Source organism: Pseudoxanthobacter sp. M-2 (assembly GCF_046156265.1).
Taxonomy (GTDB): domain Bacteria; phylum Pseudomonadota; class Alphaproteobacteria; order Rhizobiales; family Segnochrobactraceae; genus CAMDHY01.
Genome location: NZ_JAWDIR010000001.1, coordinates 101,390 through 127,897, shown reverse-complemented (window position 1 = coordinate 127,897; position 26,508 = coordinate 101,390). Strand labels below are relative to the sequence as shown.

The window sequence follows — 26,508 nt, the reverse complement described above, 5'->3', positions numbered from 1 at the left end:
GGGCGGATTTGCGGGCGGGGCGGCGACGGTGGCGACGGGATCTGGCGTGTCATCGACGCTGTCGCGCATCGGCTGGACGCTCGTCTCGCTCGCCGCGCTGGTGGCGGTCTGGGGCACCGCCGCCGCCCTGATCGACAGCCGCGTGCTGCCGGGCCCCGCCGCCGTGCTGGCGGCGGCGGTCCGCGACAGCGCCACCGGTGAGCTCCCCTACAACGTCGCCATCACGCTCGGCCGCGTGGTGGTGTCGTTCTCGCTGGCGATGCTCATCGGCGGCGCCATCGGCCTGGCCCTCGGGCGTTCGCCGCGCGCCGACCGCTTCTTCGACGGCTGGCTGATCGTCCTCCTCAACATCCCGGCGCTGGTCGTCATCATCCTCTGCTACGTCTGGTTCGGCCTCACCGAGGTTGCCGCCATCACGGCGGTGGCGATCAACAAGATCCCGAACGTCGCGGTCACGGTGCGGGAGGGGGCGCGCGCGCTATCGCGCGACCTCGACGAGATGGCGACCGTCTACCGCTTCTCCTGGCGACGCCGCCTGCGCCACGTGGTGATGCCGCAGCTCGCGCCGTTCCTCGCCGCCTCGGCCCGCTCCGGGCTCGCGCTCGTCTGGAAGATCGTGCTCGTGGTGGAGCTTCTCGGCCGCTCGAACGGCGTCGGCTTCCAGCTGCATCTCTACTTTCAACTGTTCGACGTCGCCTCTATCCTCGCCTATGCGATCGCCTTCATCCTCGTCGTTCAGGCGATCGAGATCCTGATCCTGCAGCCCTGGGAGCGCGCGGCGAACCGATGGCGTCGATGAGCGGCCTCGACATCGCGATCGATCGCAAGGCGTTCCCGGCCGTCGGCGCCACGGCGGAGCGGCTGCTCTACCGCGATTTCCGGCTGGCGGTGGAGCCGGGCTCCTTCGTCGCCCTGATCGGCCCGTCCGGCTGCGGCAAGACCACCCTGCTCAACATGGTCGCCGGCCTCGACCGCGATTTCCAGGGCGCCGTCCGCACGGTGACCGGCAGCGGCACCGGCGAGGCGCCGCCGTCGCCGCGCTTCGCCTACGTCTTCCAGAACCCGCGGCTTTTGCCGTGGCGCACCGTTCGCGAGAACGTCGCACTGGCGCTTGATGCGGAGCAGTTGGCGCGCGGCCTCGTCGACCGCTTTGTCGACCTCGTCGGCCTCACCGAGGCGGCGGACCAGCACCCGGAGCGGCTGTCGGTCGGCATGCAGCGGCGCGCCGCCCTCGCCCGCGCCTTCGCCACCGAGCCCGATGTGCTGCTGATGGACGAGCCGTTCGTGTCGCTCGACGAGGCGACGGCCGAACGGCTGCGGCTGCTGCTGCTCGACCTTCTCGCCGTGCGGCCGGCCACGGTGCTGTTCGTCACCCACGACACCCGCGAGACGGTGATGCTGGCGGACCGGCTGATCGAGGTCGCCGGCAGTCCGGTCTCGATCGTCCGCGACGTCCGCATCGGCCTCGACGCGAGCGGCCGCCGCGACGCGACAGTCCGCGCCGCCGTGCATGCCCGCCTGTTCGCCGAGGGTCACCCCGTGCTCGTTCCCGTCGGCGGCGACCGCCCGGCCGGGGGTGCGCTGGAGGGGCGGCGGTGAGACCCGGCGGCCCTACACGCCTGCTCGTCAGCGCCCGCGACGCCGAGGAGGCGCTGGTGGCGCTGGCCGCCGGCGCCGATGTCATCGACCTCAAGGAACCGCGTGAGGGCGCGCTCGGCATGGTGGCGGTGGACGAGATGCGCCGCGCCGTGGCCGCCGTCGGCCGTCGCCGGCCGGTCAGCGCCACCACCGGCGACGTCTCCCCGGACGACCCCGCCGCCGTGCTCGCCGCCGCCACCGCGGTCGCCGAGACCGGGGTCGACTACGTCAAGGTCGGACTTTTTCCTGGCGCGGGACGGCGGGCGCTGATCGAGACGCTCGGCCTCGGCCTCGGCGCGCAGACGCGTCTCGTCGGCGTGCTGTTCGCCGACCACGGCTTCGACGCCGGACTGATCGCACCGCTGGCCGACGCTGGCTTCCATGGCCTCGTCGTGGACACGGCCGGCAAGCGCACCGGCCGCCTGCTCGACCACCTCGACCCCACGGATCTCGCCGCGGTGGTGGCGGCATGCCGCGCCGCCGGCCTCTTCTGCGGCCTCGCCGGATCGGTGCGGCTGGAGGACATTCCCGCGCTCGCGGCCCTATCGCCGGAGCTCGTCGGCGTCCGCGGTGCCGCCACCGCTGGCCCCGACCGCACGGCGCCGCTCGACGCCGGCCGCGTCGCCGCCCTGGTCGCGGCGCTGGCTGCCGCCGCCCGTCCCTATGCCGCCTGATTGCGCCCGGCCGGCGGGCGTGGCACGGCAACAGTGTCGTCCCCGACCTGTTCCGCGCCGCCGCACCGGAGAGCCTCATGCCTGACCCCGCGCCCCCGTCGCCCGCCGCGGACCAGGCTGCCTCGAGCCGCCCGGCGAAGGCATCGCGCAAGCGGTCGACGGGGCTGGTGCTGCCGCGCCTTGCCTGGGCGCTGACCGGCTCCGGCCACTATTTCACCGAGACGCTGGAACTCGTCGCCGCGGCGGGCGAAGTCGACCTGTTCGTCTCCAAGGCGGCGGCCGAGGTCGTCAGCATGTACAAGCAGCGCCTCGACACGCTGCCGCCGTCGGTGCGCGTCATCAAGGACACCACGGCCAGCGCCGCGCCGATCGGGCGGTTCTATTACGGCGACTACCACACCGCGATCATCGGCCCGGCCACCTCGAACACGGTGGCCAAATGCGTCTACGGCATCTCCGACACGCTCGCGACCAACGTCTTCGCCCACGCCGGCAAGTGCCGGGTGCCGACGATCGTGTTCGCCTGCGACACCGCGCCGGAGATGGACACGATGGCGCCGAAGGGGATGGTGAAGGTCTATCCGCGCCGCGTCGACCTCGAGAACGTCGAGCGGCTGCGCAGCTTCGAGGACACCGAAGTGGTCGAGACGCTGGACGAGCTGACGGCGGCGATGCGGCGCCGGAAGCTCGCCTGACCGTCGCGATGGCGGACCACCTCGTCTTCGTCACCGGCCACCTCGCCCGCCCCAGGCTGGAGCGGACGATGGCCGCGATCGGGCGCGACGAGTTCGATTGGACGATCCTCGACGCCGGCGTGAAGGTCGCCGCGCTGATGACGGAGGAAATCCTCAACCGCCGCCTGTCGCTGCCGGAAGGGGCGAGCCGCGTCATCCTGCCCGGCCGCGCCCGCGTCGACCTCGCAGCCCTGACGGGGCGCTTCGGCGTGCCGTTCGAGCGCGGGCCGGAGGAGATCGCCGACCTGCCGCGCTGGCTTGGCCGCGGTGGCCAGCCGCCGGACCTGTCGCGTCACGACCTCCGGCTGTTCGTCGAGCTCGTCGAGGCGACGTCGATGTCGGTCGAGGCGATCGTCGCCCGCGCGCAGCGAGATCGCGACGCCGGCGGCGACGTCGTCGACATCGGCTGCCTGCCCGGCACGCCGTTTCCCCATCTCGAGGAGACGGTGCGGGCGCTGAAGGCGGCGGGCTTCCTGGTCAGCGTCGATTCCGGCGATCCGGCCGACCTCGTGCGCGGTGCCAAGGCCGGCTGCGACTTCGTGCTCAGCCTCAGCGAGGCGACGCTCTCCCACCTCGACGAGATCGCCGCGACGCCGGTGCTGATCCCGGCCGAGCCCGGCGACCTCGCCTCACTGGTCCGGTCAACGGACCAGTTGACGGCGGCGGGGCGGCCGTTCCTCGCCGACCCGGTGCTCGACCCGATCCACTTCGGCTTCACCGCCTCCATCGAGCGCTATGCCGCCTTCCGCCGCGCCCGGCCGGAGGTCGAGATGCTGATGGGCACCGGCAATCTCACCGAACTCACCGAGGCGGACACCACGGGCATCACGGCGATCCTCCTCGGCATCGCCTCGGAGCTTTCGATCCGCAACGCGCTGATCGTGCAAGTGAGCCCGCACACCCGCACCACGGTGGCCGAGCACGATGCCGCCCGCCGCATCCTCTACGCCGCCCACCGCGACGCGGCTTTGCCGAAGGGCTACGGCGAGATGCTGCTCGGGCTACACGACCGGCTGCCGTTCGCGAGTACGCCCGCCGAGATCGACGCGCTCGCCGGGGCCGTGCGCGACCGCAATTACCGCATCGAGGTGGCGGAGGACGGCATCCACGTCTTCAACCGCGACGGCCACCACGTCGTCACCGATGCCTTCGACGCCTTCCCGAAGCTCGGCGTCGAGGCGGACGGGGCGCACGCCTTCTATCTCGGCGCCGAACTCGCCCGTGCCGAGATCGCCTGGCGGCTCGGCAAGCGCTACGCCCAGGACGAGGGGCTCGACTTCGGCGTCGCCGCGCCGCCACGCCCGCGCGGCGACGAGACGCGCCTGCAGGAGGCCGGCCACACCTTGCGCGCCGGCCGCGAGCGGAGAGAGTGAGGCGATGGCCTTCATCCTCGAAACGGTCGTGGTCACCACCGATGCCGCTGGCGTCCCGCACATCGCCCCTTACGGGCTGATCGCCGACGGGGATGCCTGGGTGCTCGCGCCGTTCCGCCCGTCACCGGCGATCGCCAACCTCTCCGAGAACCCCTTCGCCGTCGCCTCGTCGCCGCGCGACGTGCGCGTCATCGCCGGCTGCGTCACCGGGCGGCGCGACTGGCCGACGGAGCCTGCGGACCACGTGCCCGGCCGGCGGCTCTCGAGCGAATACGCCCATGCCCATCTCGAGCTCGCCGTCGACGGCGTCGTGGAGGACGCGCAGCGGCCGCGCTTCCGCTGCCGGGTGGTCGAGACGGTCGCCGTCACGGCGTGGCCGGGGTACAACCGCGCCCAGAACGCCGTGCTGGAGGCGGCGATCCTGTCGACGCGGCTTTCCATGCTGCCGCCGGAGAAGGTCGCGACCGAGATCGCCTACCTGTCGATCGCCATCGAGAAGACCGCCGGTCCGGCCGAGCGCGAAGCCTGGGGCTGGATCATCGACCGCATCGAGGCGCACAACAGCCGGACCCACAACAACGCCGCCGGCTGAACCGGCGCTGCCCTGAACAATCCAAGGAGACGACCGATGTTGAAGAGCCTGTTCGCCGTCGCCCTGGCGGCCATCGTCGCCGCGCCGCTGCTCGCCCCGCCGGCCGAGGCGCATGGCCCGACCCGCAAGAAGATCACCGAGACCATCGAGATCAACGCCCCGCCCGAGAAGGTCTGGGCGGCGATCGGTAACTTCCAGGACATGTCCTGGCACCCGGCGGTGGTGAAGCAGGAAGGCCAGAACGGCAATGCCATCGACGCCACGCGCCGCCTGACGCTGCCAAACGACGGCACCATCGACGAGGTGCTCTACAAGTACGAGCCGGCGAAGATGTCCTACTCGTACCGGATCACCGCGGTCGACGTGAAGGTGCTGCCGGTGACCAACTATTCCTCGACGATCACCGTGCTGCCCGGGCCGGACGGCAAGACCTCGACGGTGGAATGGCGCGGCGCCTTCTATCGCGGCTATCCGAACAACGATCCGCCGGCCGAGCTCAACGACGACGCGGCGATCGCCGCCGTCACCGCCGTCTACAAGTCCGGGCTCGAGGCGCTGAAGAAGAAGATCGAATCGGGCAGCTGATGGCTGCCGTGACGATCTCGCCGGCGATGGCGCTCGCCGCACGCGTGCTGCGCGCCGCCGCCCTGGCGGCGCTCGTCGTCTCGGCGCCCGCCGCCGCTGATGAGGCCTTCGTCACCAACCAGGAAAGCGAGGACGTCAGCGTCGTCGACCTCGCGGCTGGCCAGGTGGTGGCGACGATCCCGATCGGCGGCCGGCCCGCCGGCATCGCGGTCTCGCGCGACGGTGCGCGCGCCTACGTGACGAGCCCGGAGGGCAAGTACCTAACCGTGCTCGACACGGCGGCCCGCACAGTCGTGCGGCGGATTGCGCTCGACGGCGGCCCGCTCGGCGTCGCCGTGCATCCGGACGGTGCGCCGGTCTACGTCGCCGACTGGTACGGGGCGCGGCTGTGGGTGGTCGATCCTGACGCTGGCGCGGTCACGGCCACGGTCCCGGTCGGGGCCTCGCCGTCGGGCGTTGCCGTCACGCCGGACGGAAGGCTGATCCTCACCGCCGACCGCGACGCCGACCAGGTCTCCATCATCGACGCGGCGAGCCTCGCCGTGGTTGGCGTGGTGAAGGTCGGCACGCGCCCGTTCGGCGTCACCATCGATGCCGACCGCCGGCGCGCCTACACGGCGAACGTAGGCTCCAACGATGTCACGGTCATCGACATTGCCGCGCGCCGGGCGGTGGGGACGGTGCCGGTCGGCGAGCGGCCGTATGCAGTCGCGCTCTCGGCCGGCCGTGGCTTCGCCACCGACCAGTACGCCGAGACGGTGACCGCCTTCGACCTGGCCACCCTGAAGCCGCTCGGTGCGATCGGCGTCGGCGAGTACCCGGAAGGCATCGAAACGGCGAGCGACGGCCGGATCGTCGTCGCCAACTGGTTCTCCAACGCCCTGTCGGTGATCGACCCGGAGACGCTCGCGGTGGTGGCGGAGGTGCGCGTCGGCGACGGCCCGCGCGCCTTCGGGACCTTCCTGCGGCGCAGCCGGTGAGCGGGGACCGGTCTCTCGGAGGGGCCGGGGCTCCGTTGCGGTGGACGCAGTCGCTGCGCATCCACCTCGCGGTCCTCATCGTCGGGCTGCTGCTGGCGGTGGCGACGCCACTCGTGCTGCTCGCCTACGGCCAGGGCCAGGAAACGGCGCTCGAGGGCGCCCGCCGGCAGATGCAGCTGCTCGCCGAGCGGGTCTCAGACCGCCTGTCCGACCTCGTCGCCGGCAGCCTCGCCCCGGTGACGCTGGCGAGTGCCGCGGTGCAGTTTGCCGCGCCCGTCGACGCCGACATGGCGGGCAAGCAGGGCATGTTGCTGCGCATGCTGACCGCCGCGCCCGAGATCGACACCGCCCACGTCGGTTATCCGGATGGCGGCTTCCTGCAGGCGGTGAAGCTCGACGACGACGGCTGGCGGCGCGCCTCGGGGGCGCCGGAGGCGGCCGTCACCGCCCTCAGGCTGATCCGGCGCACCGGCGCCGATACCGCCACCGAGAGCTGGACCTACTTCGATGGTGCCGGCGCGCGCCTCGGCGCATCGCCGGAACGGCCGACCCGGTACGATCCCCGCGGCCGGCCGTGGTACCGGGCGGCGTTGGCCGCGGCACCGGGACCGGCGCTCAGCGGGCCCTACGCCATGGCGACGACCGGCTCCGTCGGCATCAGCCTGTCACGGGTCACGTCGGGCCCTGACGGTGGCATCGTCTCGGTCGACGTGCTGCTCGACACCATCGGCGCCTTTCTCGTCGACGCCCGCCTGTCGCGCCATGCCGAGGCCTTCGTCTTCGACCGCAACGGCCGCCTCGTCGTCCATTCGAACCGCCAGATCGCCGACCAGCTTCCCGATGCGATCGGCTCGCGCGACGGCATGGCCGAGCTGCGCGCCCTGCCGGAAGCCGGGCTGGTCAAGGTCGCCCAGACGATGTTGTCCGAGCGCCAGCCCGGCGAGACGCTGCTGCAGACCTTCCAGTACAAGGGCCAGGCGTGGCTGATCCACCTCTCGGGCGGCGGCGCGGGCACGCTCGCCGAGGGTGCGACGGTCGTCGTGGCGGCGCCGGAATCCGACTTCACCGCCGACACCATCGCGCTGCTGCAACAGGGGGTGGCGATCGCCGCCGGCGTGCTGTTCGCCGGCATCCTGGCGGCGCTGCTGGTCGCCATCGCCATCAGCCGCTCGCTCGCCGCCCTCACCCGGCAGGCGCAGCGCTTCGAGGCGCTCGACCTCGAGCCGGGCCCGCCGATCAATTCGCGCATCAGCGAGGTGATGGCGCTCGCCAGCGCCATGACGGCGGCGCGCAACGCCGTGCGCTCCTTCGCCCTCTACGTGCCGAGCGAGGTGGTGCGCCTCCTCGTCGGCGGCGGTCGCTTCAGCGGGCGGGTGGCGGAACGGCGCGAGGTGACGGTGATGTTCACCGACATCCGCGACTTCACGACGATCTGCGAGACCCACGAGCCCGAGGCGGTGGTGGCGATGCTGTCGGCCTATTTCGACGTGATGAGCGGCTGCATCCGCGACCACGGTGGCGCCATCATCCAGTTCCTCGGCGACTCCGTCTACGCGATGTGGAACGCGCCGATCGAGGACCCGCACCACGTCGACCACGCGCTCGCCTGCGCGCTGTCGCTCGCCGCCCGCATCGAGGCCTACAACGCCGCTGAGGCGGCGCTCGGCAAGCCGGTGCTGGTCACCCGTTTCGGCCTCCACACTGGCACGGCCGTCGTCGGCAGCATGGGGGCGGCCGACCGCCTGCAGTACACGGCGATCGGCGACACCGTGAACGTCGCCTCGCGGCTCGAGGGCATCAACAAGGCATACGGCACCACCATCCTGGCGAGCCGGCAGGTGCGGGACCACGCCACCGGCGGTGTCACCTTCCGCCCCCTCGGCGAAGTGCAGGCGAAGGGCCGCGCCGAGCCGGTCGAGATCTACGAGGTGCGGGCGGGTTAGGGGGGCCGACCCGCGGCGGCGAGCAGCCCCACCGCCACGGCCGGGGCGGCGCGGCTTGCCCATTCGGCGGCTTCCGCCTCGACCGGCAGCAGCCCCGCGAACGGCACGACCGGCCGCTCCAGCCGGGCCGCCAGCCGCTCTGCCAAGAACGCGCCGATCCCCGCGGTCACGAGCGGGGCTCCATCCGGCAGCGGCGTGCGCGACAACACCTGGGCCGCGGCGTCGTGCAGGGTGCGCAACTGCAGCTCGGCGAGGTACCCGGCGACAGCGCGCCATTCCCCCTCCGAGGCGTCCTCCGTGTCGCGGCCGAGCAGGCGGGCGAGGCGGGCGCGGCTTTCCGCGACGGACTGGCCACGGGCGTCGGCGGTGGCGTGCTGGTCGACGCCGTCTGGCAGGGCGCCGGTGATCCGGTGGACATCGCCGATGGCGGCGAAGTGTTCGTTCATCGGCGGCTGCCAGGCGCCGCCGAACGGCACTCGGTCGGCCACCGCCATCAGCGAGGTGCGCGTCGCTCCGGTGTAGACGAGCTCGCCGGCGGCGAGGCGCTCGGCGTCGCTGTAGCCGGCGGCGGCGACGGTGCCGGCGCGGACGGGCACGAGATCTGCCGTGGTCGAGCCGATGTCGACGAGGAGGGCGTCCGGCAGCACTCGTGCCACGAGATTCGCGGTCGCGTGCCAGTTCGCTGAGGCGACGCCGCGGACGTGGCCGGCGGCGTTGGCGAGGGGGATAAGGCCATCCGGGCCGGCGTAGAGCGAGACCGGCATGCCCTGGAACGCCTCGCCGATCCGCCGCACCACCTGTGCGACACCGTCGTGGCGGCTCTCGAAGGTGTCGGCGAGCTCGGCGGTGATGACGACGCCGATGCGGTCGACGGCTCCGACGAACGCCCGCGCCTCGGCGAGCGCGGCCTCCAGCCGGCCGATTCCCTGCCACAGCGGCGAGGCGATCTGCACCACCGCGACGATGCGCCCGCCCTCCAGGCGCGCCGCCTTGACGTGGGCGCCGCCGACGTCCAGACCGGCGACGGCCGTTGCAGTGGCCTTCAGAGGGTGGTCCATCCCGTGTTCACCGTCGTCCCGGTCGTCGACATCCGCAACGGCATCGCCGTGCAGGCCCGCGCCGGTGATCGCGCGAACTATGCGCCGCTGTCGAGCCCCCTGGTGACGACGCCCGAGCCGGTGACGGCTCTCGCTGGCCTGATGAGCCTGTTCCCGTTCCGCGCCGTCTACGTCGCCGACCTCGATGCGATCGAGCGCGGCGCGCCGAATGTCGAGGCCGCCGCGGCGATGGCGGCGGCCGCGCCGACGGCCGAACTCTGGCTCGACGCCGGCGTGGCGGGCGAGGCGGCCGTGCGGGCCGCTCGCGGCTGGGGGGCCGGGCGGGTGGTGATCGGCAGCGAGAGCCAGGCGGCGGACGACCTCGGCCTCGCTGTGCGGCTGGAGCAGGCCGGCGTGCCCGTGGCGCTGTCTCTCGACTTCCACGGTGAGGCGTTCGCGGGCCCGCCGGCGCTGTGGTCGGACCCGGCGCTGTGGCCGGACACGCTGATCGTCATGACGCTCGCCCGCGTCGGCACCGGCAGCGGGCCCGACATGGCCCGCCTCGCCGATGTGAAAGATCGCGCTGGCGCGCGCCGGGTGTTCGCCGCCGGCGGCGTGCGCGGGCCGGACGACCTCGCGGCGCTCGCCGAGGCCGGCATCGCCGGGGCGCTGATCGCGACCGCCCTGCACGACGGCCGCATCCGCGCCGCCGACCTCGCCCGCTGGGGCTGACGCCCGCCGTCAGCGCAGGGCGTAAGGACCGCGGTAGAGGAGCTCGGGCTCGGCAGTCGCTGCCGGCGCGGCCATCTCCACCGACGTGGTGGCGAAGATCTGCGACGGCTTCCGGCGCGCCATCTGGCGGATCACCCTGAGGGCCGCGTCGGAGAACTCCTCGAGGGCGCGGCGGCTGATGTTCTCGGTGGTGTCGCAGGCGCGGTGATAGCAGGCGTCGTACGGCTCGCCGGCGGTGCCGCCGTAGCGGCGCTGCTGCGACTTCGTCTTCAGGTCGTCGGTCCCGGCGAACAGCCCTGCGGTCGGGATGCCGGCCTCGAGGAACGAGGCGGTATCCGTCATTCCCTTGGAGTTGACGTGCCCGGCGCCGAGGCCGCGCCGCGCGAACGCCTTCTCGAAGAGGGCGCCGATCGCCTCCGACCGGGCGTCGCCGCGGGTGCGGTCGATGAAGCGGACATAGTTCGGCGAGCCGACCATGTCGAAGTTGAGATAGGCGAAGATCCGGGCCCGTTCGCGCTTCGACAGCGAAAGGACGTAGTGGGTGGAGCCCAGCAGCCCGATCTCCTCGGCCGCCCAAAGGGCGAAGCGGACGCGGTTGCGCGGCTTCGTGGAGCGTTTGGCGAGGTCCTCGGCGGCTGCCAGCACCAACGCCGTGCCGGAGCCGTTGTCGTTGATGCCGGGGCCTTCCGGCACGGAATCGAGGTGGGCGCCCACCACCAGCGTCCGGTCCGGGTCGCCTTCCGCCGTGTCGGCGATGACGTTCCACGTCGCCTTGGTCTTGATGGTCCCGCGGATGTCGAGGCGGACGACGGTGCGGCGCTGGCGGGCGCTGCGATAGAGGTCGCGACCGGCGCCATAGCTCAGGAAGACTGCCGGCAGGTCGTTGTCCTCGCCCGCGGTGACGGAGAGCGGCGCCGTCTCGCCGTCGAGGCCGGTGTTGAAGATGAGGATCGCCTTGGCGCCGGCTCGGCGGGCGTTCTCGATCTTGTCGGTGAAGAAGCAGCCGCCCCGCTGCACGAGCGCGATGGCGTGGCGCGTCTCGGCGGGGAAATCGTCGGCGCTGCAGCCGCTCGCAAGACCCTTGCCGTTCGCTGGCGGTGGCACGCGGATGCCGCGGGCCGGCACCACCGGGCCCTGAATCTCGGCGGATCCGGAATAGTCGAAGACGAGGTAGTCCTTGCCGTCCCGCAGGCGGCGGGCTTCCGGCCGCACCTTGGCCACCACCGGCTTGCGCGTCAGTTCGAACGTCTTCACCTCGAAACGCTGGCGCGTCACCGCGTAGCCGGCGCGCTCCAGCACCTTCGCCGCATAGTCGACCGACGCCCGGTAGCCGGGCGTGCCGGCGGCGCGGTTGCCGCCATTCTCGTCGGCGATCGTCTGCAGGGCGTCGAGATGGCGCTCCATGGTGGCCACGGTGTCGGACGGCGCCGTCTGAGCGGCGGCGGGAAGTCCGAACGTCGCGGGAGCAAGCACGGCGAACGCAAGCGCGACGAGGCTGCGCTGCGCGGGGCCCTTGGACATCTCGCATATCCCTCGCTGGTCAATCATCACAGGCACGCCGTCGGAGCGCCTCTGCGGTCGAAACGGGCATCTTCGCGTCAGCCCCGGCGAGGTGGCGCCCCGGAGACGAAATCGCGGGTGGTCAGTACAACGCGTATGGCCCCTTGTAGCGTGGCGATGACGACAGTGTTCTGGCAGCGGTCGCCTCGGGCACCGCCGGTTTCCGTCGCGCCATCTCTCCGACCACCGTCAGCGCCGCCGAGGAAAACTCGCGCAGCGCCCGCCGATTGATGTTGTCGATGGTGTCGCAGGGCTGGTGATAGCAGGCGTCGTAAGGCTCGCCGGCGCGGCCACCGTAGCGCTTCTGCTGCGATTTCGTCTTCTCGCCCTCCGCGCCAGAGAACAGCCCGGCCGCAGGAATGCCCGCCTCGATGAAGGCGAAGGTGTCGGTGCGTCCGCCAGAATCGAAGTGCGCGGAGACGAGGCCTTTGCGCTTGAACGCGGCACGGAAGTCGTCACCGATCGCTACCGACGCCGGGTTTGCGAGGGTCTCGTCGACGAACCGGACATAGTTCGGCGAGGCGACCATGTCGAAGTTCAGATACGCGAAGATCCGCTGGCGCTCGTGCTTCGGCAGTGTCGTGACGTAGTGGACCGAGCCGAGCAGGCCCATTTCCTCGGCCGCCCAGAGTGCGAAACGCACCCGGTTGCGCGGCTTCTCCCCGCGTTCCGCCATCTGCTGCGCCGCCACCAGCACCAGAGCGATGCCGGAGCCGTTGTCGTTGATCCCGGGGCCATCGGGGACGGAGTCGAGATGGCCGCCGACCACCAGCGTGCGCTCGGGATCGCCGCCACGGCTGTCGGCGATGAGGTTCCACGTCGGCTTCGTCAGCACCTTCCCGCGGATGTCGAGGCGGACGACGGTGCGGCGCGCCTCGGCGCTGCGCAACAGGTCGCGGCCGGCCCGGTAGCTGAGGAAGACGATGGGCAGCGTGTTGCCGTTCTCGGCGGTGATCGTCACCACCTCCTTCTCGCCCGGGAGGCCGCTGTTGAAGAGCAGCATCGCCCTGGCCCCCGCTCGCTGGGCGTTCTCGAACTTCTGCGTGAGCATGCAGCCGCCGCGCTGCACGAGGGCGATGGCGCCGCGCGTCTCGGCCGGGAAGTCGTCGGCGCTGCAACCGCTCTTCAGGCCCTTTCCGTCGGCGGGCGGTGGCACGCGGGTGCCACCGGCCGGCACGACCGGCCGCTGCAGAGACGCTGATCCCGAGAAGTTGGCGACGAGATAGTCCTTCCGTTCGCGCAGGCGCTGCTTCTCGGGGCGTACGACCGCCACCGCCGGGCGCTCCGTCAGGCGATAGGTGGTGATCTCGAAGCGCTGCCGCGTGACATCGTAGCCGGCCTTCTCAAGCACCTTGGCGGCATAGTCGACCGATGCCCTGTAGCCCGAACTGCCGGCGGCGCGGTTGCCGTTGTTCTGGTCGGCGATCGTCTGCAGGGCGTCGAGATGGCGCTCCATCGTGGCGACGGTGTCGGCGACGGCCGGACGAACGGGGCCGGCGAGAGCGACGAGAGGCAGGGCCAGCACGGCCGCGGCCGTGGCCAGGGCGGCGCGACGGAGCCGTCCCGTCGGTTCGGTGGCTTGCGGCGAGGGGCCAGTATCACGCATCGGGGATTCTTCTTTGTAGATCATGGGATTGTAGTCGCCCCGGCGAGGCGGCCCCGGTGCCCGTACAAATAATTAGCGTTCGCCGTCACCAGCCGGGAACCGCCCCCTCGTGCCGGCGTTTATGAGCAAGCCGACCGAGCCGCCTTGCACCGAGGCGTCGGTTGGTGAGGAGGCCGGGACGACTGCGACGGTGTTCCCCCGCCCGGCGCGTCAGTCCCGGCCCCCGTTCTATCCGGGGGCGGGACGCGAGGTTCGCGTCCCCCTCCTCCTCCTGGGCTTCGTTGACTCGAAGGGCGCCAGCTTCTGCCGGCGCCCTTTGACGCGTTTCGACATCCGCTTCGGACTCAGCCCGCCTTCGCCACCGCCCGCTTCGCCATCACCGTCACGAGATGGGCGCGGTAGTCCGACGAGCCGTGGATGTCCGACAGCATGTCACCGGCCGGCACGGTGATCGAGGCGACCGCCTCCGGCGACCAGTTCGACGCCAGCGCCTGCTCCATCGCGGAGACGCGGAACGCGCCCGACGAGCCGACGCCGGTGGCGGCGACGCGCACGCCGTTCGCGGTCTTCGCGACGAACACGCCGCACATCGCGTAGCGGGAGGCCGGGTTGCGGAACTTCTCGTAGCCGGCCTTCTGCGGGATCGGGAACGACACCTTGGTGATGATCTCGCCGTCCTCGAGCGCCGTCTCGAACAGGCCGGTGAAGAAGTCGTCGGCCGCGATCGAGCGCTTGTTGGTGACGACGGTGGCGCCGAGGGCGAGCAGGGCGGCGGGGTAGTCGGCCGCCGGGTCGTTGTTGGCGACCGAGCCGCCGATCGTGCCCATGTGGCGCACGGCCGGATCGCCGATCATGCCGGCGAGCGCGGCCAGCGCCGGGATCGCCCGCGCCACGTCGGCGGAGGCGGCGACTTCGGCGTGCTTGGTGGCGGCGCCGATGGTCACGGTGTCGCCGGTGACGGTGATCCCCTTGAGCTCGGCGAGCTTGCCGATGTCGACGAGGTGCTCAGGCGCGGCGAGGCGCTGCTTCATCGTCGGCAGCAGCGTCTGGCCGCCGGCGAGCAGCTTCGCCTCGCTGGAAGACGCGACGAGCGAGGCGGCGTCCGCAACACTCGCCGGGCGGTGGTAGGTGGTCTCGTACATCTGTTTCGTCCCTCCGTCCCGGTGCGGCCGCTCGGCCGGCGGGAGCGTCAAGCGATGAAAGGGGCGGCCGCCGGGGTGCGGCGGCCGCGGGTCAGTTCGTCACTCGGCCGCCATCGGCCGGCGCGCCGCCTGGGCGGCCTTCCAGACGACCTGCGGGGTCGCCGGCATCGGCAGCTCGCGAACGCCGAGGGCGTCGGTGATGGCGTTGATCACCGCCGGCGTCGAGCCGATGCAGCCGGCCTCGCCGCAGCCCTTCATGCCGAGCGGGTTGCCCGGGCAGACGGTCTCGGTGGTCATCACGTTGAACATCGGCAGGTCGTCGGCGCGCGGCATGCAGTAGTCCATGTAGGACGCCGTCAGGATCTGCCCGCCCGAGTCGTAGGTGCAGCCTTCCAGCAGCGCCTGGCCGATGCCCTGCGCCAGTCCGCCGTGCACCTGGCCCTCGACGATCATCGGGTTGATGATCTTGCCGAAGTCGTCGGCGGCGACGAACTGGATGATCTCCACCGTGCCGGTGTCGGGGTCGACCTCGACCTCGCAGATGTAGGTGCCGGCCGGGAAGGTGAAGTTCGTCGGGTCGTAGAACGACGTCTCCTTCAGGCCCGGCTCCATGCCGGCGGGCAGGTTGTGGGCGGTGTAGGCGGCGAGCGCCACCTGGAAGAACGGCATTTCCTTGTCGGTGCCGGCGACCTTCAGGTTGCCGTTCTCGATGATGATGTCGTCCTCGGAGGCTTCGAGCTGGTGGGCGACGATCTTCTTCGCCTTCGCCTCCACCTTCTCGAGCGCCTTCAGGATGGCGCTCATGCCGACCGCGCCGGAGCGCGAGCCGTAGGTGCCCATGCCGAACTGCACCTTGTCGGTGTCGCCGTGGACGATCGAGACCGACGAGGTCGGCACGCCGAGCCGCTCGCTGACGAGCTGCGCGAAGGTCGTCTCGTGGCCCTGGCCGTGGCTGTGCGAGCCGGTGAGCACCTCGATGGTGCCGACCGGGTTGACCCGCACCTCGGCCGATTCCCACAGGCCGACGCCGGCACCGAGCGAGCCCACCGCCTGCGACGGCGCGATGCCGCACGCCTCGATGTAGCAGGAGAAGCCGATGCCGCGGAGCTTGCCGCGGCGCGCCGCCTCGGCCTTGCGGGCCGGGAAGCCGGCATAGTCGGCCGCCTTCAGAGCCGCGTCGAGCGTCGCGTCATAGTCGCCGACGTCGTAGCACATGATCACCGGCGTCTGATGCGGGAAGGTGCGGATGAAGTTCTTCCGCCGGAGCTCCGCCGGGTCGACGCCGAACTCGCGCGCCGCGGTCTCCATCAGCCGCTCGATGACGTAGGTCGCCTCCGGCCGGCCGGCGCCGCGATAGGCGTCGACGGGCGTGGTGTTGGTGTAGACCGCGTCCACCTCGGCATAGATCGCCGGGATGTCGTACTGGCCCGACAGCAGCGTCGCGTAGAGGTAGGTCGGGATCGACGAGGAGAACGTCGACATGTAGGCGCCGAGGTTGGCGATCGTCTTGACCTTCAGGCCGATCGCCTTGTTGTCGGCGTCGAAGGCCATTTCCGCCCGGGTGACGTGGTCGCGGCCGTGGGCGTCGGTGAGGAACGCCTCGGTGCGGTCCGCCGTCCACTTCACCGGCCGGCCACCGATGCGCTTCGACGCCCACAGGCAGACGGTCTCTTCCGGATAGATGAAGATCTTCGAGCCGAAGCCGCCACCGACGTCCGGGGCGACGACACGCAGCTTGTGCTCCGGCGCGATGCCGACGAAGGCGGCGAGCACCAGCCTGGCGACGTGCGGGTTCTGCGTCGTGTTGTAGAGGGTGAAGTGCTCCTCGGCCGGGTCATAGGAGCCGATCGCGGCGCGCGGCTCCATGGCGTTCGGCACGAGGCGCGAGTTGACGATGTCGAGCGACACCACCTTGGCGGCGCGGGCGAGTGCCGCCTCGGCCGCGCCCTGGTCACCGAGCGACCAGTTGAAGATGGTGTTGCGCGGCGCCTCCGGATGGAGCTGCGGCGCGTCCTCGTCCTGGGCGTGGGCGAGGTCGACGATCGCCGGCAGTTCCTCGTATTCCACCGCCACCTTCTCGGCGGCGTCGCGCGCCTGGTTGCGCGTCTCGGCGATGACCACGGCGACGGCGTCGCCGACATGGCGGACGCGGTCGTGGGCGATCGCCGGATGGGCGCCCGCCTTCATCGGCGTGCCGTCCTTGGAGTGGATCATCCAGCCGCAGATCAGGCCGCCGATCTTGTCCTCGGCGAGGTCCGCTCCGGTGAGCACGCCGACGACGCCCGGCGCGGCGAGCGCCTCACTGGCGTCGATCGAGACGATCTTCGCGTGCGCGTGCGGCGAGCGCACGAACGCGGCGTAGGTCATGTCCTTCAGGCCGATATCGTCCGTGTAGCGGCCGCGGCCGGTGATGTAGCGCTTGTCTTCCTTGCGCAGCACGCGCGCGCCGATTCCCTCGACACCCATCTGGGTTCCTCCAACGGTTTCCTCGACGACGCGACGCTTATTCTGCGGCCTGCGCCATGCCGGCCATCTCGGCGGAAGCCGCCTCGATCGCCTTGACGATGTTGTGGTAGCCCGTGCAGCGGCAGATGTTGCCCTCGAGCTCGTGGCGGATGGTCTTCTCGTCGAGAGCCTTGCCGCCGTGGCGATTGATCATGTCCACCGCCGTCATGATCATGCCGGGGGTGCAGAAGCCGCACTGCAGGCCGTGATGCTCGCGGAACGCCGCCTGTACCGGGTGCAGCTCGTCGCCCTTCGCCAGGCCCTCGATGGTCGTCACCGTCGCGCCGTTCGCCTGCACGGCGAGGATGGTGCACGACTTCACGGCGACGCCGTCGATATGAACCACGCAGGCGCCGCACTGCGACGTGTCGCAGCCGACGTGGGTACCGGTGAGGCCGAGCGTGTCGCGCAGCAGCGCCACCAGCAGGGTACGGTCCTCGACGTCGGCTTTCGCCGCCCGTCCGTTCACGGTCAAAGAAACCGCCGTCATTCGCGTCTCTCCCTCGATTGTTGGGCTGGCGGCACCGAGAGCGCCGTCGCTCGTTCCAAAAACTCGATCAGTTGAAGGCCCACAGCAGCGCGATCACCACGGCGAGCGCGATCAGTCCCCAGACCACCGGGCCGCCCAGCACCCCCTTGCCGGCGGCGACCTCCATCTTCTGCTCGGCGTCTTCCACGGCGTGTTCCGCCTCGAGGATGACACCGTGGGCCGCGCCGGGCGCACCGATGATCGGCGCGTCGGTCGGCGCGATCGACGAGCGCGACTCGGCGGTGATCATCTCCGCATCTTCTTCCGACAGCGCCGCGCTGGCGGGGGCCGTCGCGTCGGCCATGCCGTCCGTGGCGGCCGAGGAGGCGGCGACCTTGGCGGCGAAGGCGCCGAAGAAGTCGTCGGCCATCTTCTTGGCGGTGGAATCGATCAGCCGCGCGCCGAGCTGGGCGAGCTTGCCGCCGACCTGCGCCTTGGCGGCGTACTTCAGGATGGTGGCGTCGGGCCCGTCCTCGGTGAGCGCCACGTCGGCGCCGCCCTTGGCGAAGCCGGCGACGCCGCCCTTGCCCTCGCCGGAGATCGTGTAGCCCTCGGGCGGGCGGATGTTCAGGAGCGTCACCGCGCCGGTGAACTTCGCCTTCACGGGGCCGACCTTGGCGGTGACCGCCGCCGTCATCTCGTTGTCGGATGTCTTCTCCAGCGATTCGCAGCCGGGAATGCAGGCCTTCAGCACCTCCGGGTCGTTGAGGGCGGCCCACACGCGTTCGCGCGGGGCTGCGATCCGGTACTCGCCGGTCATCTCCATCGAAAGCTCGCTCCCGTCGACTCGCCCGGCCGCCCTTGCGGCGGGAGGCGTCGCCCCGTGCACCAACCCGCAGGTGGTCCGAGACTGTCGGCGGCAGCTTGCCCCTTGGAACGGTTCTCGGCAACAGCGGAAAGGAGCGGCGGGATGCCACGACTGTTGCACGTGGCGGATGGCCCCGCCGCCGTGCCCGTCGCGCGCCCCCGCACGTGACACGTTGACCCGCGGCCCAGCCTGGTCCTTAAACTCCCCGCCCGTGACAGAGATCGCTCCGCCCCCCGCCGCCGGCACCACAACCCGCTCCTCGACCGTGCTCGTCGCGGCGGGTTGGAACGACTATGCGCTGCTCGATTCCGGCAATGGCGCGAAGCTCGAGCGCTACGGCCGCGTCACCGTCGTGCGGCCGGAGGAGCAGGCGATGTGGCGGCCGCGGTTGCCGCTCGCGCGCTGGGACGCGGCCGATGCCGTCTTCACGGGCTCGACGGACGAGGAGGGCGCCGGCCGCTGGCGGATGGCGCGGCCGCTGCCGGAGGCGTGGGAGCTCGGCTACGGCTCCGCCCGCTTCCTCTGCCGCTTCACGAGCTTCCGCCATCTCGGCATCTTCCCCGAGCAGCGCAGCCATTGGGACGACATGGCGCTGGCGATCCGCGGCGCCGGCCGGCCGATCCGGCTGCTCAACCTGTTCGGCTACACCGGCCTCGCCTCGCTGCTCGCCGCCGATGCCGGTGCGGAAGTGACGCACGTCGACGCCTCGAAGAAATCCGTCGCCTGGGCGCGCGAGAACCAGGCGCTCTCCGGCATGGGCGGCCTGCCGATCCGCTGGATCATCGACGATGCGATGAAGTACGCCGCCCGTGAGGTGCGCCGCGGCAGCCGCTACGACGCCGTGGTGCTCGATCCGCCGCGCTTCGGCCGCGGACCGGCCGGCGAGGTGTGGCAGCTGTTCGAGCACCTGCCGGAGATGCTGTCGCTCGTCCGCCAGTTGCTGACGCCCGAGCCGCTCGCCGTCGTCACCACCGTCTACGCCATCCGCGCCTCGCACCTCGCGATCGACCGGCTCGTCCAGCAGGAGCTCGGCGATCTCGGCGGCCGCTTCGAGACGGGCGAACTCGCGCTCGCCGAGGAGGGCAGCGACCGCCTGCTGCCGACCTCGCTGTTCTCGCGATGGAGCGCCGCATGACCGACGACAGTTCGTGGGGGGAGGCCGGTCGGCCGGGCCTCGTCAAGGCGGTGACCAGCGTCTCCAACCCGACGGTGAAGGAGATCCGCGCGCTGACGCAGCGCAAGCGCCGCGCCGAGACCGGCCTCTTCCTCGCCGAGGGCCTGAAGCTCGTCGCCGACGCCGTCGATGCCGGCTGGAAGGTCGAGACGCTGGTGGTGGCCGCCGACATGATGCGCCACCCGGTCGCCGGCCGCGTTGCCGCCACCGCCCGCACCCACGGCGCGCTGGTGCTGGAAGCCAACAACGCCGTGATGGAATCGGTGACGCGGCGGGACAACCCGCAGTCCGTCGTCGGCGTCTTCGTCCAGCGCCTCGCCGATCTCGCCACGCTCGACCCGGCGGATGCCACCGTCTGGGTGGTGCTCGAGGGCATCCGCGATCCCGGCAACCTCGGCACCATCCTGCGCACCGCCGACGCCGCCGGCGCCACCGGCGTCATCCTCGTCGGCGACACCACCGACCCGTTCGGCCTGGAAGCCGTGCGGGCGAGCATGGGCTCGATCTTCAATATCAAGGTAGCGCGGGCGAGCCTCGACGCTTTCCTCGCCTGGCGGGTGGGCTTCAGGGGACCGGTCGTCGGCACGCACCTCGCCGGCGCCGTGGACTACCGCACGGTGCCCTATGCGGAGCCAGGAATGCTCGTCATGGGCACCGAGCAGTCCGGCCTCTCCGAGCGCCTGGCGGCCGCCTGCACGCACCTCGTGAAGATCCCGATGGCCGGCAAGGCCGACAGCCTTAACCTCGCGGTCTCGACGGCCGTGGCGCTCTACGAGATGCGGCGTGGGAAGCTGCGGCTTTAGGGGGCGAGGGACGATGACTTGCCATCCCCCGCGGCCGTCACCCCGGACGCGGAGCAACGCGGAGCGAGCCGGGGCCCAGCGGAAGAGTTGTCGCGCGTAGCGCGACATTGAAGTCGCGCCTCCGGCGCGCACTCTTGCGCTGGGTCCGGATCGGCGCTCGGCTGCGCCTCGCTTGTCCGGGATGACGTTGAGTAAGGCGTAGACTCTACCGCCCCTCGACCAGCGGCGCGAAGATGCGCACCACTTCCTCGTAGACCGGCCGCTTGAACGGGATGACGAGCTCCGGCAGCTGGCGCATCGACACCCAGCGCCACTCGAGGAACTCCTCCTTGTGGCCGTCGGGCGGATTGCGGACGTCGATGTCGGCGTCGCAGCCCTCGAAGCGGAAGGCGAACCACTTCTGCGTCTGGCCGCGATAGCGCCCCTTCCACGCGGCCTTGGCGATCGGCGGCGGCAGGTCGTAGGGCAGCCACTCGGGCGCCTCGGCGAGAAGCCGCACCGCCTTGACGCCGGTCTCCTCCCAAAGCTCGCGGGCGGCGGCGGCGCGCGGGTCCTCGCCCGCATCGACGCCGCCCTGCGGCATCTGCCACTCGAAGCCGGGCGCGACGTGCTCCTGCCCCCCGCGTCGGCGGCCGACGAAGACGAGGTTGTCGGCATTCAGCATCATCATGCCGACGCAGGGCCGGTAGGGAAGGCCCGCGAGCGGGTCGTCGCCGGTGGTCGAGCCGGGTTTGCCGTGCTTCACGCAAGCCTCGCGAAGGATGAGGGGTGGAAGGGCCGTAGCAATCGCGCGGCCGAAGAGGCAGCATTAGCAGAACGGTGCGGCCGGCAGAATGACGGCCAGATGTCGCGCGGGGAGTGTCGGCGATGCGGACTGAGAAGACGTGGATGTGGGCGATGCTGGCGGCGGGTGCCGCAGCGGCCGCGCTGGCGGCGGCAGCTCCGGCCGCAGCGGCGGACCCGAAGCCCGGCCGGTGGAAGTGGACCGAGGGGACGATCTGGTACGTGCCGCCGGCCGGCTTCCCCGCCATCGTCTCGAGCCCGGACACGAACGAGGTTCTCGAGGTCTACGACCAGACCGTCTACTCGATCGACCGCTACTGGAAGGGCTACATCTGGGGCTATCAGCGCGTGCAGTTCTGGTCGAAGTCCGACCAGATGCCGGTCACGCCCGACAGCGACCCGACGTGCGCCCGCATGGTCGGCTCGATCACACCGGAGGGCACCCTCAACGTCTCCTTCACGCCGCTCGGCGGCGGCTCGCGCACCACCGGCGTCGGCTTCATGCAGAAGTTCGACAAGGCGTGGACGATGGAGATGCAGATGACCACCGGCTCGGACGATCTGCAGATCAGCCACTGGGCCTACATGGAATATTGCGACATCGACAAGAAGTGCCCGCTGCCGGGCATCAAGGGCACCGCGCAGTCGTTCCTGCAGGCCTGCCGCGACCTCGATACGCAGTAGGCATCGCATAGAGAAAGGTGCTGACGCGCCAAGCGCCAGCACAACTATCTCAGATCTTCAATCCGTAACGGCCTCGACGCTCCATTCCTGCATGTCTCGAAACTACCCAATTCTGTCGATGATAGCAGGGTCTTGCATTGCTTGTCCGAGATGCCAAAAAGGTTGAAGTGGCAAGGGTCACCATCGGATGGGTCAGGGGTCAAGCTGCATCCCGGAGGGAGGGATGACGACTTAACTCTCCAGAAGATCGCCGGATCCCCAGAAATTCTCGGTTCATAATGCTTTCGGATGTGGCTGCAAATGTTCCCGCTTGCAAGCTCTGCGCATTCCGGGTCGATGACTGAGATGCCGCCTCCCGTTGAGTTCTTGAAGGCGAGACTCTTAAATCTTCCGAATTCTGCACTGAAATGAAGTGGATGGATGAGTCTAACGACCTCTTCCTTCTCCACGGCAAACCCCCTAGATAGTCTCCCAATTCTGCGAGCTGCAGGTAGGAAACGTCTGCCACATCAGCGTCACCACGCGTATGCTGCAGTGATACATACCCACCAGGGTTGCAAAAAACATCAACGCAGTCAGCAGTATTGTAGCCAGAGACCAAAATGCCGCCGCTCTCGTCGGGGAATGCTTCAATAGAAGTTGCACCGGCGTCGCGCAGGAGGCCTGCGACCTCCAGCGCAGTCCAGGCGACCTCTGGCAAAGCGGCGATACCCCTGCCGTAGTGCCAACCGGTGGGCAGCCTAAGAAATCCAGTAATTGCCAAGACATACGGCTCAAAGGCGAATGTCGACGACATCTCCGGCTTCGAATTCCGTAGCCCAATTGCCGTCACTTCTTTTCCTCTCCGCGCCGCAGCTGGTCATACCCCGCCCGAACCTCGGACATTGTCATTATGGAATGATTAGTTACGCTCTCGAACTCAGATATCAACGCCGACAACTCTGCACAGAGTGTCTTTGCAGTCGTGAACGACATCGACAGTCGGACCTGCGGCTGCCCGTTCAACAACGTTAGGACGCCGACGTCCGATAACGTCGCGCCCAAGTCGAATCCGTTGAAATAGAGGGTTCTAACCGCGACTGGGCTCGCGGCACCGGGGGTGCCGCGAGCTTGATTTGTATCAGCGTCGGGGTCGGTCATTGCGAAGCGACCTTCTGATTATCCGCAGCTTACGCCGCCTCAGTTCGGCACCACCACCTCGGCCGCTGCCTTGTCGGCGCTCGGCGGGAAGGCCTGGTTGATCTGGATGCCGCGCAGGAGGTCGAGTGCGTAGTTCAGCTGCTTGTCGTCCTTGGCGTCCGGCGGCACATAGGCCTGCGAACCGCCGCCTTCCTGGCCGTCCTGGGACTCGAGGTGGCCGCGCAGCGACGCCTCGCCCTTGGTCTCGGCCTTGCCCTTCAGCTCTTCCGGCAGGTCCTGCAGGATCTCGATGTCGGGATCGATGCCCTTCGCCTGGATCGAGCGGCCGGCCGGCGTGTAGTAGCGCGCGGTGGTGAGCCGGATCGCGCCGTTGGCGCCGAGCGGGATGATCGTCTGCACCGATCCCTTGCCGAACGAGCGGGTGCCCAGCACCGTCGCGCGACGGTGGTCCTGCAGCGCGCCGGCGACGATCTCGGAGGCGGAGGCGGAGCCGCCGTTGACGAGGATGATCACCGGCTTGCCGTCGGTGAGGTCGCCGTCGCGGGCGTTGAAGCGCTGCGTCTCGTCGGCCTGGCGGCCGCGGGTCGAGACGATCTCGCCGCGGTCGAGGAAGGCGTCGGAGACGGAGATCGCCTGGTCGAGCAGGCCACCCGGATTGTTGCGCAGGTCGATGACGAAGCCCTTCAGCTTGTCGGCCGGGACCTCCTTCTCGATCTCCTCGACGGCCGCCTTCAGGCCCTCGAAGGTCTGCTCGTTGAACTGCGAGATGCGGACGTAGCCGACGTCGCCCTCGACGCGCGAGCGCACCGACTTGATCCGGATGACGGCGCGGTTGAGCGTCATCTCCACCGGTTCCTCCGCGCCTTCGCGGCGGATCGTCAGCTTGATCTCGGTGTTGACCGGGCCGCGCATCTTCTCGACGGCCTCGTTCAGGGTCAGGCCCTGCACCTGCTCGCCGTCGATGTGGGTGATGAAGTCGTTCGTCATCACGCCGGCCTTCTGGGCCGGGGTGTCGTCGATGGGGGTGACGACCTTGACCAGGCCGTCCTCCATGGTGACCTCGATGCCGAGCCCGCCGAACTCGCCGCGGGTCTGCACCTGCATGTCGCGGAAGTCCTTCGGCGGAAGGTAGCTCGAGTGCGGATCGAGCGAGGTCAGCATGCCGTTGATCGCCGACTCGATGAGCTTGGCGTCGTCGGGCGATTCGACATAGTCGGCGCGGATGCGCTCGAAGACGTCACCGAACAGGTTGAGCTGCCGGTAGATGTCGTTGACGGCAGCGTTGGCGCTCATGGGGCCGAGCAGGCGAGGCTCGGTCGCGATGACCGCTGTGCCGATGCCGATCAGGACACCGACGCCGACGAGGGAAAGTCTGCGCATCATCCGCGAACCTCTTGGTCTTCCCGGCCGGCCCACCAGGGGGCCGGATCAATGGACGAGCCGTCCTTGCGAAACTCTACGTAGAGCGCCGGACCGTTGTCGACAGGGGCGTCGCCCGACACACCCGTTCCGTCCGTACGCGAAGGCTCCCGCCCGCCCATCACTCCGACGGGCTCCCCGGCGAGCACGAACTGCCCGAGGTCCACGTCGATTCTATCAAGGCCCGCCAGCAGCAGATGATAGCCGTCGCCGACGTTCAAGATCAAGATTTTGCCGTAGGAGCGGAACGGACCGGCATAGACGGCCCAGCCGTCAGCCGGTGCGGTGACGCGCGCGCCGGGCGTGGAGGCGATCGTCCAGCCCTGTGACGGGACGCCGTCGTCGGCCGCATCGCCAAAGCGCACCGTCACCGCGCCGGCGACCGGCAGGGGGAGGGTGCCGCGACTGGCGGTGAAGGCGGTGGCCGGCGACAGGCGGCCGGGGTCGGCGCCGCCCTTCGGAGTGCTTTCGCGGGCTGCGGTCGCCGCCTGCTTCGAGGCTTCGACCTCGGCCTCCATGCGGCCGATGAGGTCCTGCAGGCCGGTCGCCTGACCCGCCAGGGCTTCGGCGCGCTGGCGTTCCTCGGCAAGGGCGGCGGAGGACTGCTCGTAGAGCCGCCGCTTCTCGGCGAGCAGCAGTTCGACGCGCTGGCGCTCTTCCGCGATCGCCTCGAGGTCGGCGGAGAAGCGCGACAGTTCCGCGTCGGCATCGGTCTTGAGGCGGGCCATCGTCGCGAGGTCGGCGGTGAGCGCCTCGGCCTCGACTCGGATCTGTGGGGTGACGGCGGCGAGCAGCAGGGCCCCCCGCACGGCGTCGCGGGCGTCGGCCGGCGCGACGAGCAGTGCGGGTGGAGGATGACGCCCGAGCCGCTCGAGAGCGGCCAGAACCTCCACGAGCGCCTCGCGCCGTTCGTCGAGCGAGAGGCGGATGGCGGCAAGGCTCTCATCGAGCCGCAGGAGCCGCGCTTCCGCCGTCGTGAGCGAGCGCTCGAGCTCACCGATGTCGCTCGCCGTCTCGATCAGGGCGGCGTTGAGGCTCGCGCGGTCGGCGTCGAGGGCGGCGACCTCCTCGGCAAGGGCCGCCTGGCGCTCGACGGACACCTCGATGCGGGCCCGCAGGGCGGCAAGCTCGCTCTCGCGCAGCTTCCGGCGGCTCTCACCCGGCGTTTTGGCGGCGTCCAGCAATTCGAAAGCGGCGGCGTTCGGGCCGGAACCTTCACCGGACTGCGGGAGGGGAGCATCCGCCTTCGGGGCGACGTCCTCGGCCATGACGGCGCCTGCACACAGAACGCCTGCCGCGACGGCGAGGGCCGTCACGCTACGGGACGCTCGAAACAGGGGCGACAGGGTAGCCGTAGCCTTGTCCTCCGGGTCGCGGCCGGACCAGCGGCCGCCGCGATCAGTCCGCCGGCGAAATGGTAAATGAAGCGTCAACACCGGCCCCGATGCGACCGGACCCTCGCGAGTTGAACCCCGCACTCCTGGTCGGTTAGCGCCGGATTGCGTCGCCATCGTGCCCAGAACGCGGGCGTTTGGCGGCAGAAGGCGTCGGCGCGGGACCGTCAGTCGCGGTGATAGGGATGGCCGGAGAGCAGCGTCACCGCCCGGTAGAGCTGTTCGGCCAGCATGACGCGCACCAGCTGGTGGGGCCACGTCATCGCGCCGAACGAAACCACCAGCGCAGCCGTGTCTCGGATCGCCGGGTCGTGGCCGTCCGGACCGCCGATGACGATGGCAGCGGCGGTGCGGCCGCCGTCGCGCTCGCGCGCCAGGAAGTCGGCGAAGTCGCGGCTTGCGAGGGCGGCGCCGCGCTCGTCGAGGACCACGCGGGCCGCGCCCGGCGCCAGCAGCCCGGCGAGGGCGGCGGCTTCCTCGGCGCGGCGGCTCGCGACCGACGCTCCGCGGCCCTCCGTGACCTCCCGCACCTGAAAGCCGGTGAGGCCGATCCGCGGGCCGGTCTTGGCCGCGCGGTCGAGGTAGCGGGCGGCGAGCTCACGCTCCGGGCCGGCCTTCAGCCGGCCGACGGCGGCCACGACGATCTGCACGGTGGTGCCCCGCCGCTTTGCGT

General features: G+C 70.5%; 25 protein-coding genes. 13 read left to right on the top strand and 12 right to left on the bottom strand.

The genetic code is table 11. The features are described 5' to 3' along the window. The first annotated feature begins 28 nt into the window (after positions 1-28). The 9 genes from RUR49_RS00625 to RUR49_RS00585 all read left to right on the top strand — a co-directional run bounded on the left by RUR49_RS00625 (position 29) and on the right by RUR49_RS00585 (position 8,519). A complete protein-coding gene (locus RUR49_RS00625) occupies positions 29-799 on the top strand; it encodes an ABC transporter permease (protein ID WP_409144391.1) in 771 nt (256 codons plus the stop codon). Continuing rightward, positions 787-1,599, top strand: coding sequence for an ABC transporter ATP-binding protein (locus RUR49_RS00620; RefSeq protein WP_409144390.1), 813 nt, complete (start codon positions 787-789; stop codon positions 1,597-1,599). The genes RUR49_RS00625 and RUR49_RS00620 overlap by 13 nt, the downstream gene beginning before the upstream one ends. Continuing rightward, positions 1,596-2,312: a (5-formylfuran-3-yl)methyl phosphate synthase gene (locus RUR49_RS00615; protein WP_409144389.1), complete on the top strand. Its 717-nt coding sequence runs from the start codon at positions 1,596-1,598 to the stop codon at positions 2,310-2,312. The genes RUR49_RS00620 and RUR49_RS00615 overlap by 4 nt, the downstream gene beginning before the upstream one ends. Before the next feature lie 77 nt (positions 2,313-2,389). After that, a complete protein-coding gene (locus RUR49_RS00610) occupies positions 2,390-3,007 on the top strand; it encodes a flavoprotein (RefSeq protein WP_409144388.1) in 618 nt (205 codons plus the stop codon). 8 nt (positions 3,008-3,015) lie between these two features. Beyond that, on the top strand, positions 3,016-4,419 hold the full coding sequence (locus tag RUR49_RS00605; RefSeq protein ID WP_409144387.1) for a DUF6513 domain-containing protein: 1,404 nt from the start codon (positions 3,016-3,018) through the stop codon (positions 4,417-4,419). A gap of 4 nt (positions 4,420-4,423) precedes the next feature. Beyond that, positions 4,424-5,011 (top strand): DUF447 domain-containing protein, encoded by a 588-nt coding sequence (locus tag RUR49_RS00600; protein ID WP_409144386.1) that lies wholly within the window; start codon positions 4,424-4,426, stop codon positions 5,009-5,011. A gap of 36 nt (positions 5,012-5,047) precedes the next feature. Next, on the top strand, positions 5,048-5,596 hold the full coding sequence (locus RUR49_RS00595; protein WP_409144385.1) for an SRPBCC family protein: 549 nt from the start codon (positions 5,048-5,050) through the stop codon (positions 5,594-5,596). After that, positions 5,596-6,576, top strand: coding sequence for a YncE family protein (locus RUR49_RS00590; RefSeq protein ID WP_409144384.1), 981 nt, complete (start codon positions 5,596-5,598; stop codon positions 6,574-6,576). Before RUR49_RS00595 ends, RUR49_RS00590 begins: the two co-directional genes overlap by 1 nt. Before the next feature lie 35 nt (positions 6,577-6,611). Further along, positions 6,612-8,519: an adenylate/guanylate cyclase domain-containing protein gene (locus tag RUR49_RS00585; protein WP_409144383.1), complete on the top strand. Its 1,908-nt coding sequence runs from the start codon at positions 6,612-6,614 to the stop codon at positions 8,517-8,519. Here the strand turns inward: RUR49_RS00585 and RUR49_RS00580 are convergent. Next, on the bottom strand, positions 8,516-9,577 hold the full coding sequence (locus RUR49_RS00580; protein ID WP_409144382.1) for a hydantoinase/oxoprolinase family protein: 1,062 nt from the start codon (positions 9,575-9,577) through the stop codon (positions 8,516-8,518). The genes RUR49_RS00585 and RUR49_RS00580 overlap by 4 nt on opposite strands. A gap of 3 nt (positions 9,578-9,580) precedes the next feature. Between RUR49_RS00580 and RUR49_RS00575 the strand changes: the two genes are divergently transcribed. After that, the gene (locus RUR49_RS00575; RefSeq protein WP_409144381.1) at positions 9,581-10,288 is read left to right on the top strand and encodes a HisA/HisF-related TIM barrel protein; all 708 of its coding nucleotides are present in this window, start codon (positions 9,581-9,583) and stop codon (positions 10,286-10,288) included. A gap of 9 nt (positions 10,289-10,297) precedes the next feature. Here the strand turns inward: RUR49_RS00575 and RUR49_RS00570 are convergent, their stop codons facing one another. The 6 genes from RUR49_RS00570 to RUR49_RS00545 form a co-directional block, all read right to left on the bottom strand. Then, positions 10,298-11,809, bottom strand: coding sequence for a M20/M25/M40 family metallo-hydrolase (locus tag RUR49_RS00570; protein ID WP_409144380.1), 1,512 nt, complete (start codon positions 11,807-11,809; stop codon positions 10,298-10,300). Between the two features lie 121 nt (positions 11,810-11,930). After that, a complete protein-coding gene (locus RUR49_RS00565; protein ID WP_409144379.1) occupies positions 11,931-13,373 on the bottom strand; it encodes a M20/M25/M40 family metallo-hydrolase in 1,443 nt (480 codons plus the stop codon). A gap of 425 nt (positions 13,374-13,798) precedes the next feature. After that, complete coding sequence (locus tag RUR49_RS00560) at positions 13,799-14,596, bottom strand: FAD binding domain-containing protein (protein ID WP_409144378.1); 798 nt, start codon at positions 14,594-14,596, stop codon at positions 13,799-13,801. Positions 14,597-14,695: 99 nt separating this feature from the next. Beyond that, positions 14,696-17,062, bottom strand: a complete 2,367-nt coding sequence (locus RUR49_RS00555; RefSeq protein ID WP_409144377.1) for a xanthine dehydrogenase family protein molybdopterin-binding subunit — start codon at positions 17,060-17,062, stop codon at positions 14,696-14,698. 37 nt (positions 17,063-17,099) lie between these two features. Continuing rightward, on the bottom strand, positions 17,100-17,591 hold the full coding sequence (locus RUR49_RS00550; protein WP_409144376.1) for a (2Fe-2S)-binding protein: 492 nt from the start codon (positions 17,589-17,591) through the stop codon (positions 17,100-17,102). Between the two features lie 67 nt (positions 17,592-17,658). Further along, on the bottom strand, positions 17,659-18,396 hold the full coding sequence (locus RUR49_RS00545; RefSeq protein WP_409144375.1) for an SRPBCC family protein: 738 nt from the start codon (positions 18,394-18,396) through the stop codon (positions 17,659-17,661). Positions 18,397-18,649: 253 nt separating this feature from the next. Between RUR49_RS00545 and RUR49_RS00540 the strand changes: the two genes are divergently transcribed. Both RUR49_RS00540 and RUR49_RS00535 read left to right on the top strand, forming a co-directional pair. Further along, positions 18,650-19,573, top strand: coding sequence for a class I SAM-dependent methyltransferase (locus RUR49_RS00540; protein ID WP_409144374.1), 924 nt, complete (start codon positions 18,650-18,652; stop codon positions 19,571-19,573). Further along, positions 19,570-20,415 (top strand): TrmH family RNA methyltransferase, encoded by an 846-nt coding sequence (locus RUR49_RS00535; protein WP_409144373.1) that lies wholly within the window; start codon positions 19,570-19,572, stop codon positions 20,413-20,415. Before RUR49_RS00540 ends, RUR49_RS00535 begins: the two co-directional genes overlap by 4 nt. 205 nt (positions 20,416-20,620) lie before the next feature. On the opposite strand, the gene RUR49_RS00530 is transcribed toward RUR49_RS00535, so the two are convergent. Then, on the bottom strand, positions 20,621-21,160 hold the full coding sequence (locus RUR49_RS00530; RefSeq protein ID WP_409144372.1) for an RNA pyrophosphohydrolase: 540 nt from the start codon (positions 21,158-21,160) through the stop codon (positions 20,621-20,623). A gap of 122 nt (positions 21,161-21,282) precedes the next feature. Here RUR49_RS00530 and RUR49_RS00525 point away from each other — a divergent pair, with 122 nt between their 5' ends. Further along, positions 21,283-21,882 (top strand): hypothetical protein, encoded by a 600-nt coding sequence (locus RUR49_RS00525; protein WP_409144371.1) that lies wholly within the window; start codon positions 21,283-21,285, stop codon positions 21,880-21,882. A 199-nt stretch (positions 21,883-22,081) separates the two neighbouring features. Here RUR49_RS00525 and RUR49_RS00520 read toward each other — a convergent pair whose 3' ends face one another. The 4 genes from RUR49_RS00520 to rlmH form a co-directional block, all read right to left on the bottom strand. Continuing rightward, positions 22,082-22,678: a hypothetical protein gene (locus tag RUR49_RS00520; RefSeq protein ID WP_409144370.1), complete on the bottom strand. Its 597-nt coding sequence runs from the start codon at positions 22,676-22,678 to the stop codon at positions 22,082-22,084. Between the two features lie 383 nt (positions 22,679-23,061). Continuing rightward, complete coding sequence (locus RUR49_RS00515; protein ID WP_409144369.1) at positions 23,062-24,405, bottom strand: S41 family peptidase; 1,344 nt, start codon at positions 24,403-24,405, stop codon at positions 23,062-23,064. Continuing rightward, positions 24,402-25,757, bottom strand: coding sequence for a murein hydrolase activator EnvC family protein (locus RUR49_RS00510; RefSeq protein ID WP_409144368.1), 1,356 nt, complete (start codon positions 25,755-25,757; stop codon positions 24,402-24,404). The genes RUR49_RS00515 and RUR49_RS00510 overlap by 4 nt, the downstream gene beginning before the upstream one ends. A gap of 245 nt (positions 25,758-26,002) precedes the next feature. Continuing rightward, the gene (gene rlmH, locus RUR49_RS00505) at positions 26,003-26,485 is read right to left on the bottom strand and encodes a 23S rRNA (pseudouridine(1915)-N(3))-methyltransferase RlmH (protein ID WP_409144367.1); all 483 of its coding nucleotides are present in this window, start codon (positions 26,483-26,485) and stop codon (positions 26,003-26,005) included. Positions 26,486-26,508: the final 23 nt, after the last annotated feature.

Excerpts from the sequence above, each read along its gene's own strand:
- RUR49_RS00570 (WP_409144380.1), bottom strand. The coding sequence starts at position 11,809 with ATGTCCAAGGGCCCCGCGCAGCGCAGCCTCGTCGCGCTTGCGTTCGCC.
- RUR49_RS00605 (WP_409144387.1), top strand. The coding sequence starts at position 3,016 with ATGGCGGACCACCTCGTCTTCGTCACCGGCCACCTCGCCCGCCCCAGG.
- RUR49_RS00590 (WP_409144384.1), top strand. The coding sequence starts at position 5,596 with ATGGCTGCCGTGACGATCTCGCCGGCGATGGCGCTCGCCGCACGCGTG.
- RUR49_RS00580 (WP_409144382.1), bottom strand. The coding sequence starts at position 9,577 with ATGGACCACCCTCTGAAGGCCACTGCAACGGCCGTCGCCGGTCTGGAC.
- RUR49_RS00600 (WP_409144386.1), top strand. The coding sequence starts at position 4,424 with ATGGCCTTCATCCTCGAAACGGTCGTGGTCACCACCGATGCCGCTGGC.
- RUR49_RS00620 (WP_409144390.1), top strand. The coding sequence starts at position 787 with ATGGCGTCGATGAGCGGCCTCGACATCGCGATCGATCGCAAGGCGTTC.
- RUR49_RS00545 (WP_409144375.1), bottom strand. The coding sequence starts at position 18,396 with ATGGAGATGACCGGCGAGTACCGGATCGCAGCCCCGCGCGAACGCGTG.
- RUR49_RS00555 (WP_409144377.1), bottom strand. The coding sequence starts at position 17,062 with ATGGGTGTCGAGGGAATCGGCGCGCGCGTGCTGCGCAAGGAAGACAAG.
- RUR49_RS00560 (WP_409144378.1), bottom strand. The coding sequence starts at position 14,596 with ATGTACGAGACCACCTACCACCGCCCGGCGAGTGTTGCGGACGCCGCC.
- RUR49_RS00520 (WP_409144370.1), bottom strand. The coding sequence starts at position 22,678 with ATGTCGTCGACATTCGCCTTTGAGCCGTATGTCTTGGCAATTACTGGA.
- RUR49_RS00595 (WP_409144385.1), top strand. The coding sequence starts at position 5,048 with ATGTTGAAGAGCCTGTTCGCCGTCGCCCTGGCGGCCATCGTCGCCGCG.
- RUR49_RS00515 (WP_409144369.1), bottom strand. The coding sequence starts at position 24,405 with ATGATGCGCAGACTTTCCCTCGTCGGCGTCGGTGTCCTGATCGGCATC.
- RUR49_RS00525 (WP_409144371.1), top strand. The coding sequence starts at position 21,283 with ATGCGGACTGAGAAGACGTGGATGTGGGCGATGCTGGCGGCGGGTGCC.
- RUR49_RS00535 (WP_409144373.1), top strand. The coding sequence starts at position 19,570 with ATGACCGACGACAGTTCGTGGGGGGAGGCCGGTCGGCCGGGCCTCGTC.
- RUR49_RS00550 (WP_409144376.1), bottom strand. The coding sequence starts at position 17,591 with ATGACGGCGGTTTCTTTGACCGTGAACGGACGGGCGGCGAAAGCCGAC.
- RUR49_RS00610 (WP_409144388.1), top strand. The coding sequence starts at position 2,390 with ATGCCTGACCCCGCGCCCCCGTCGCCCGCCGCGGACCAGGCTGCCTCG.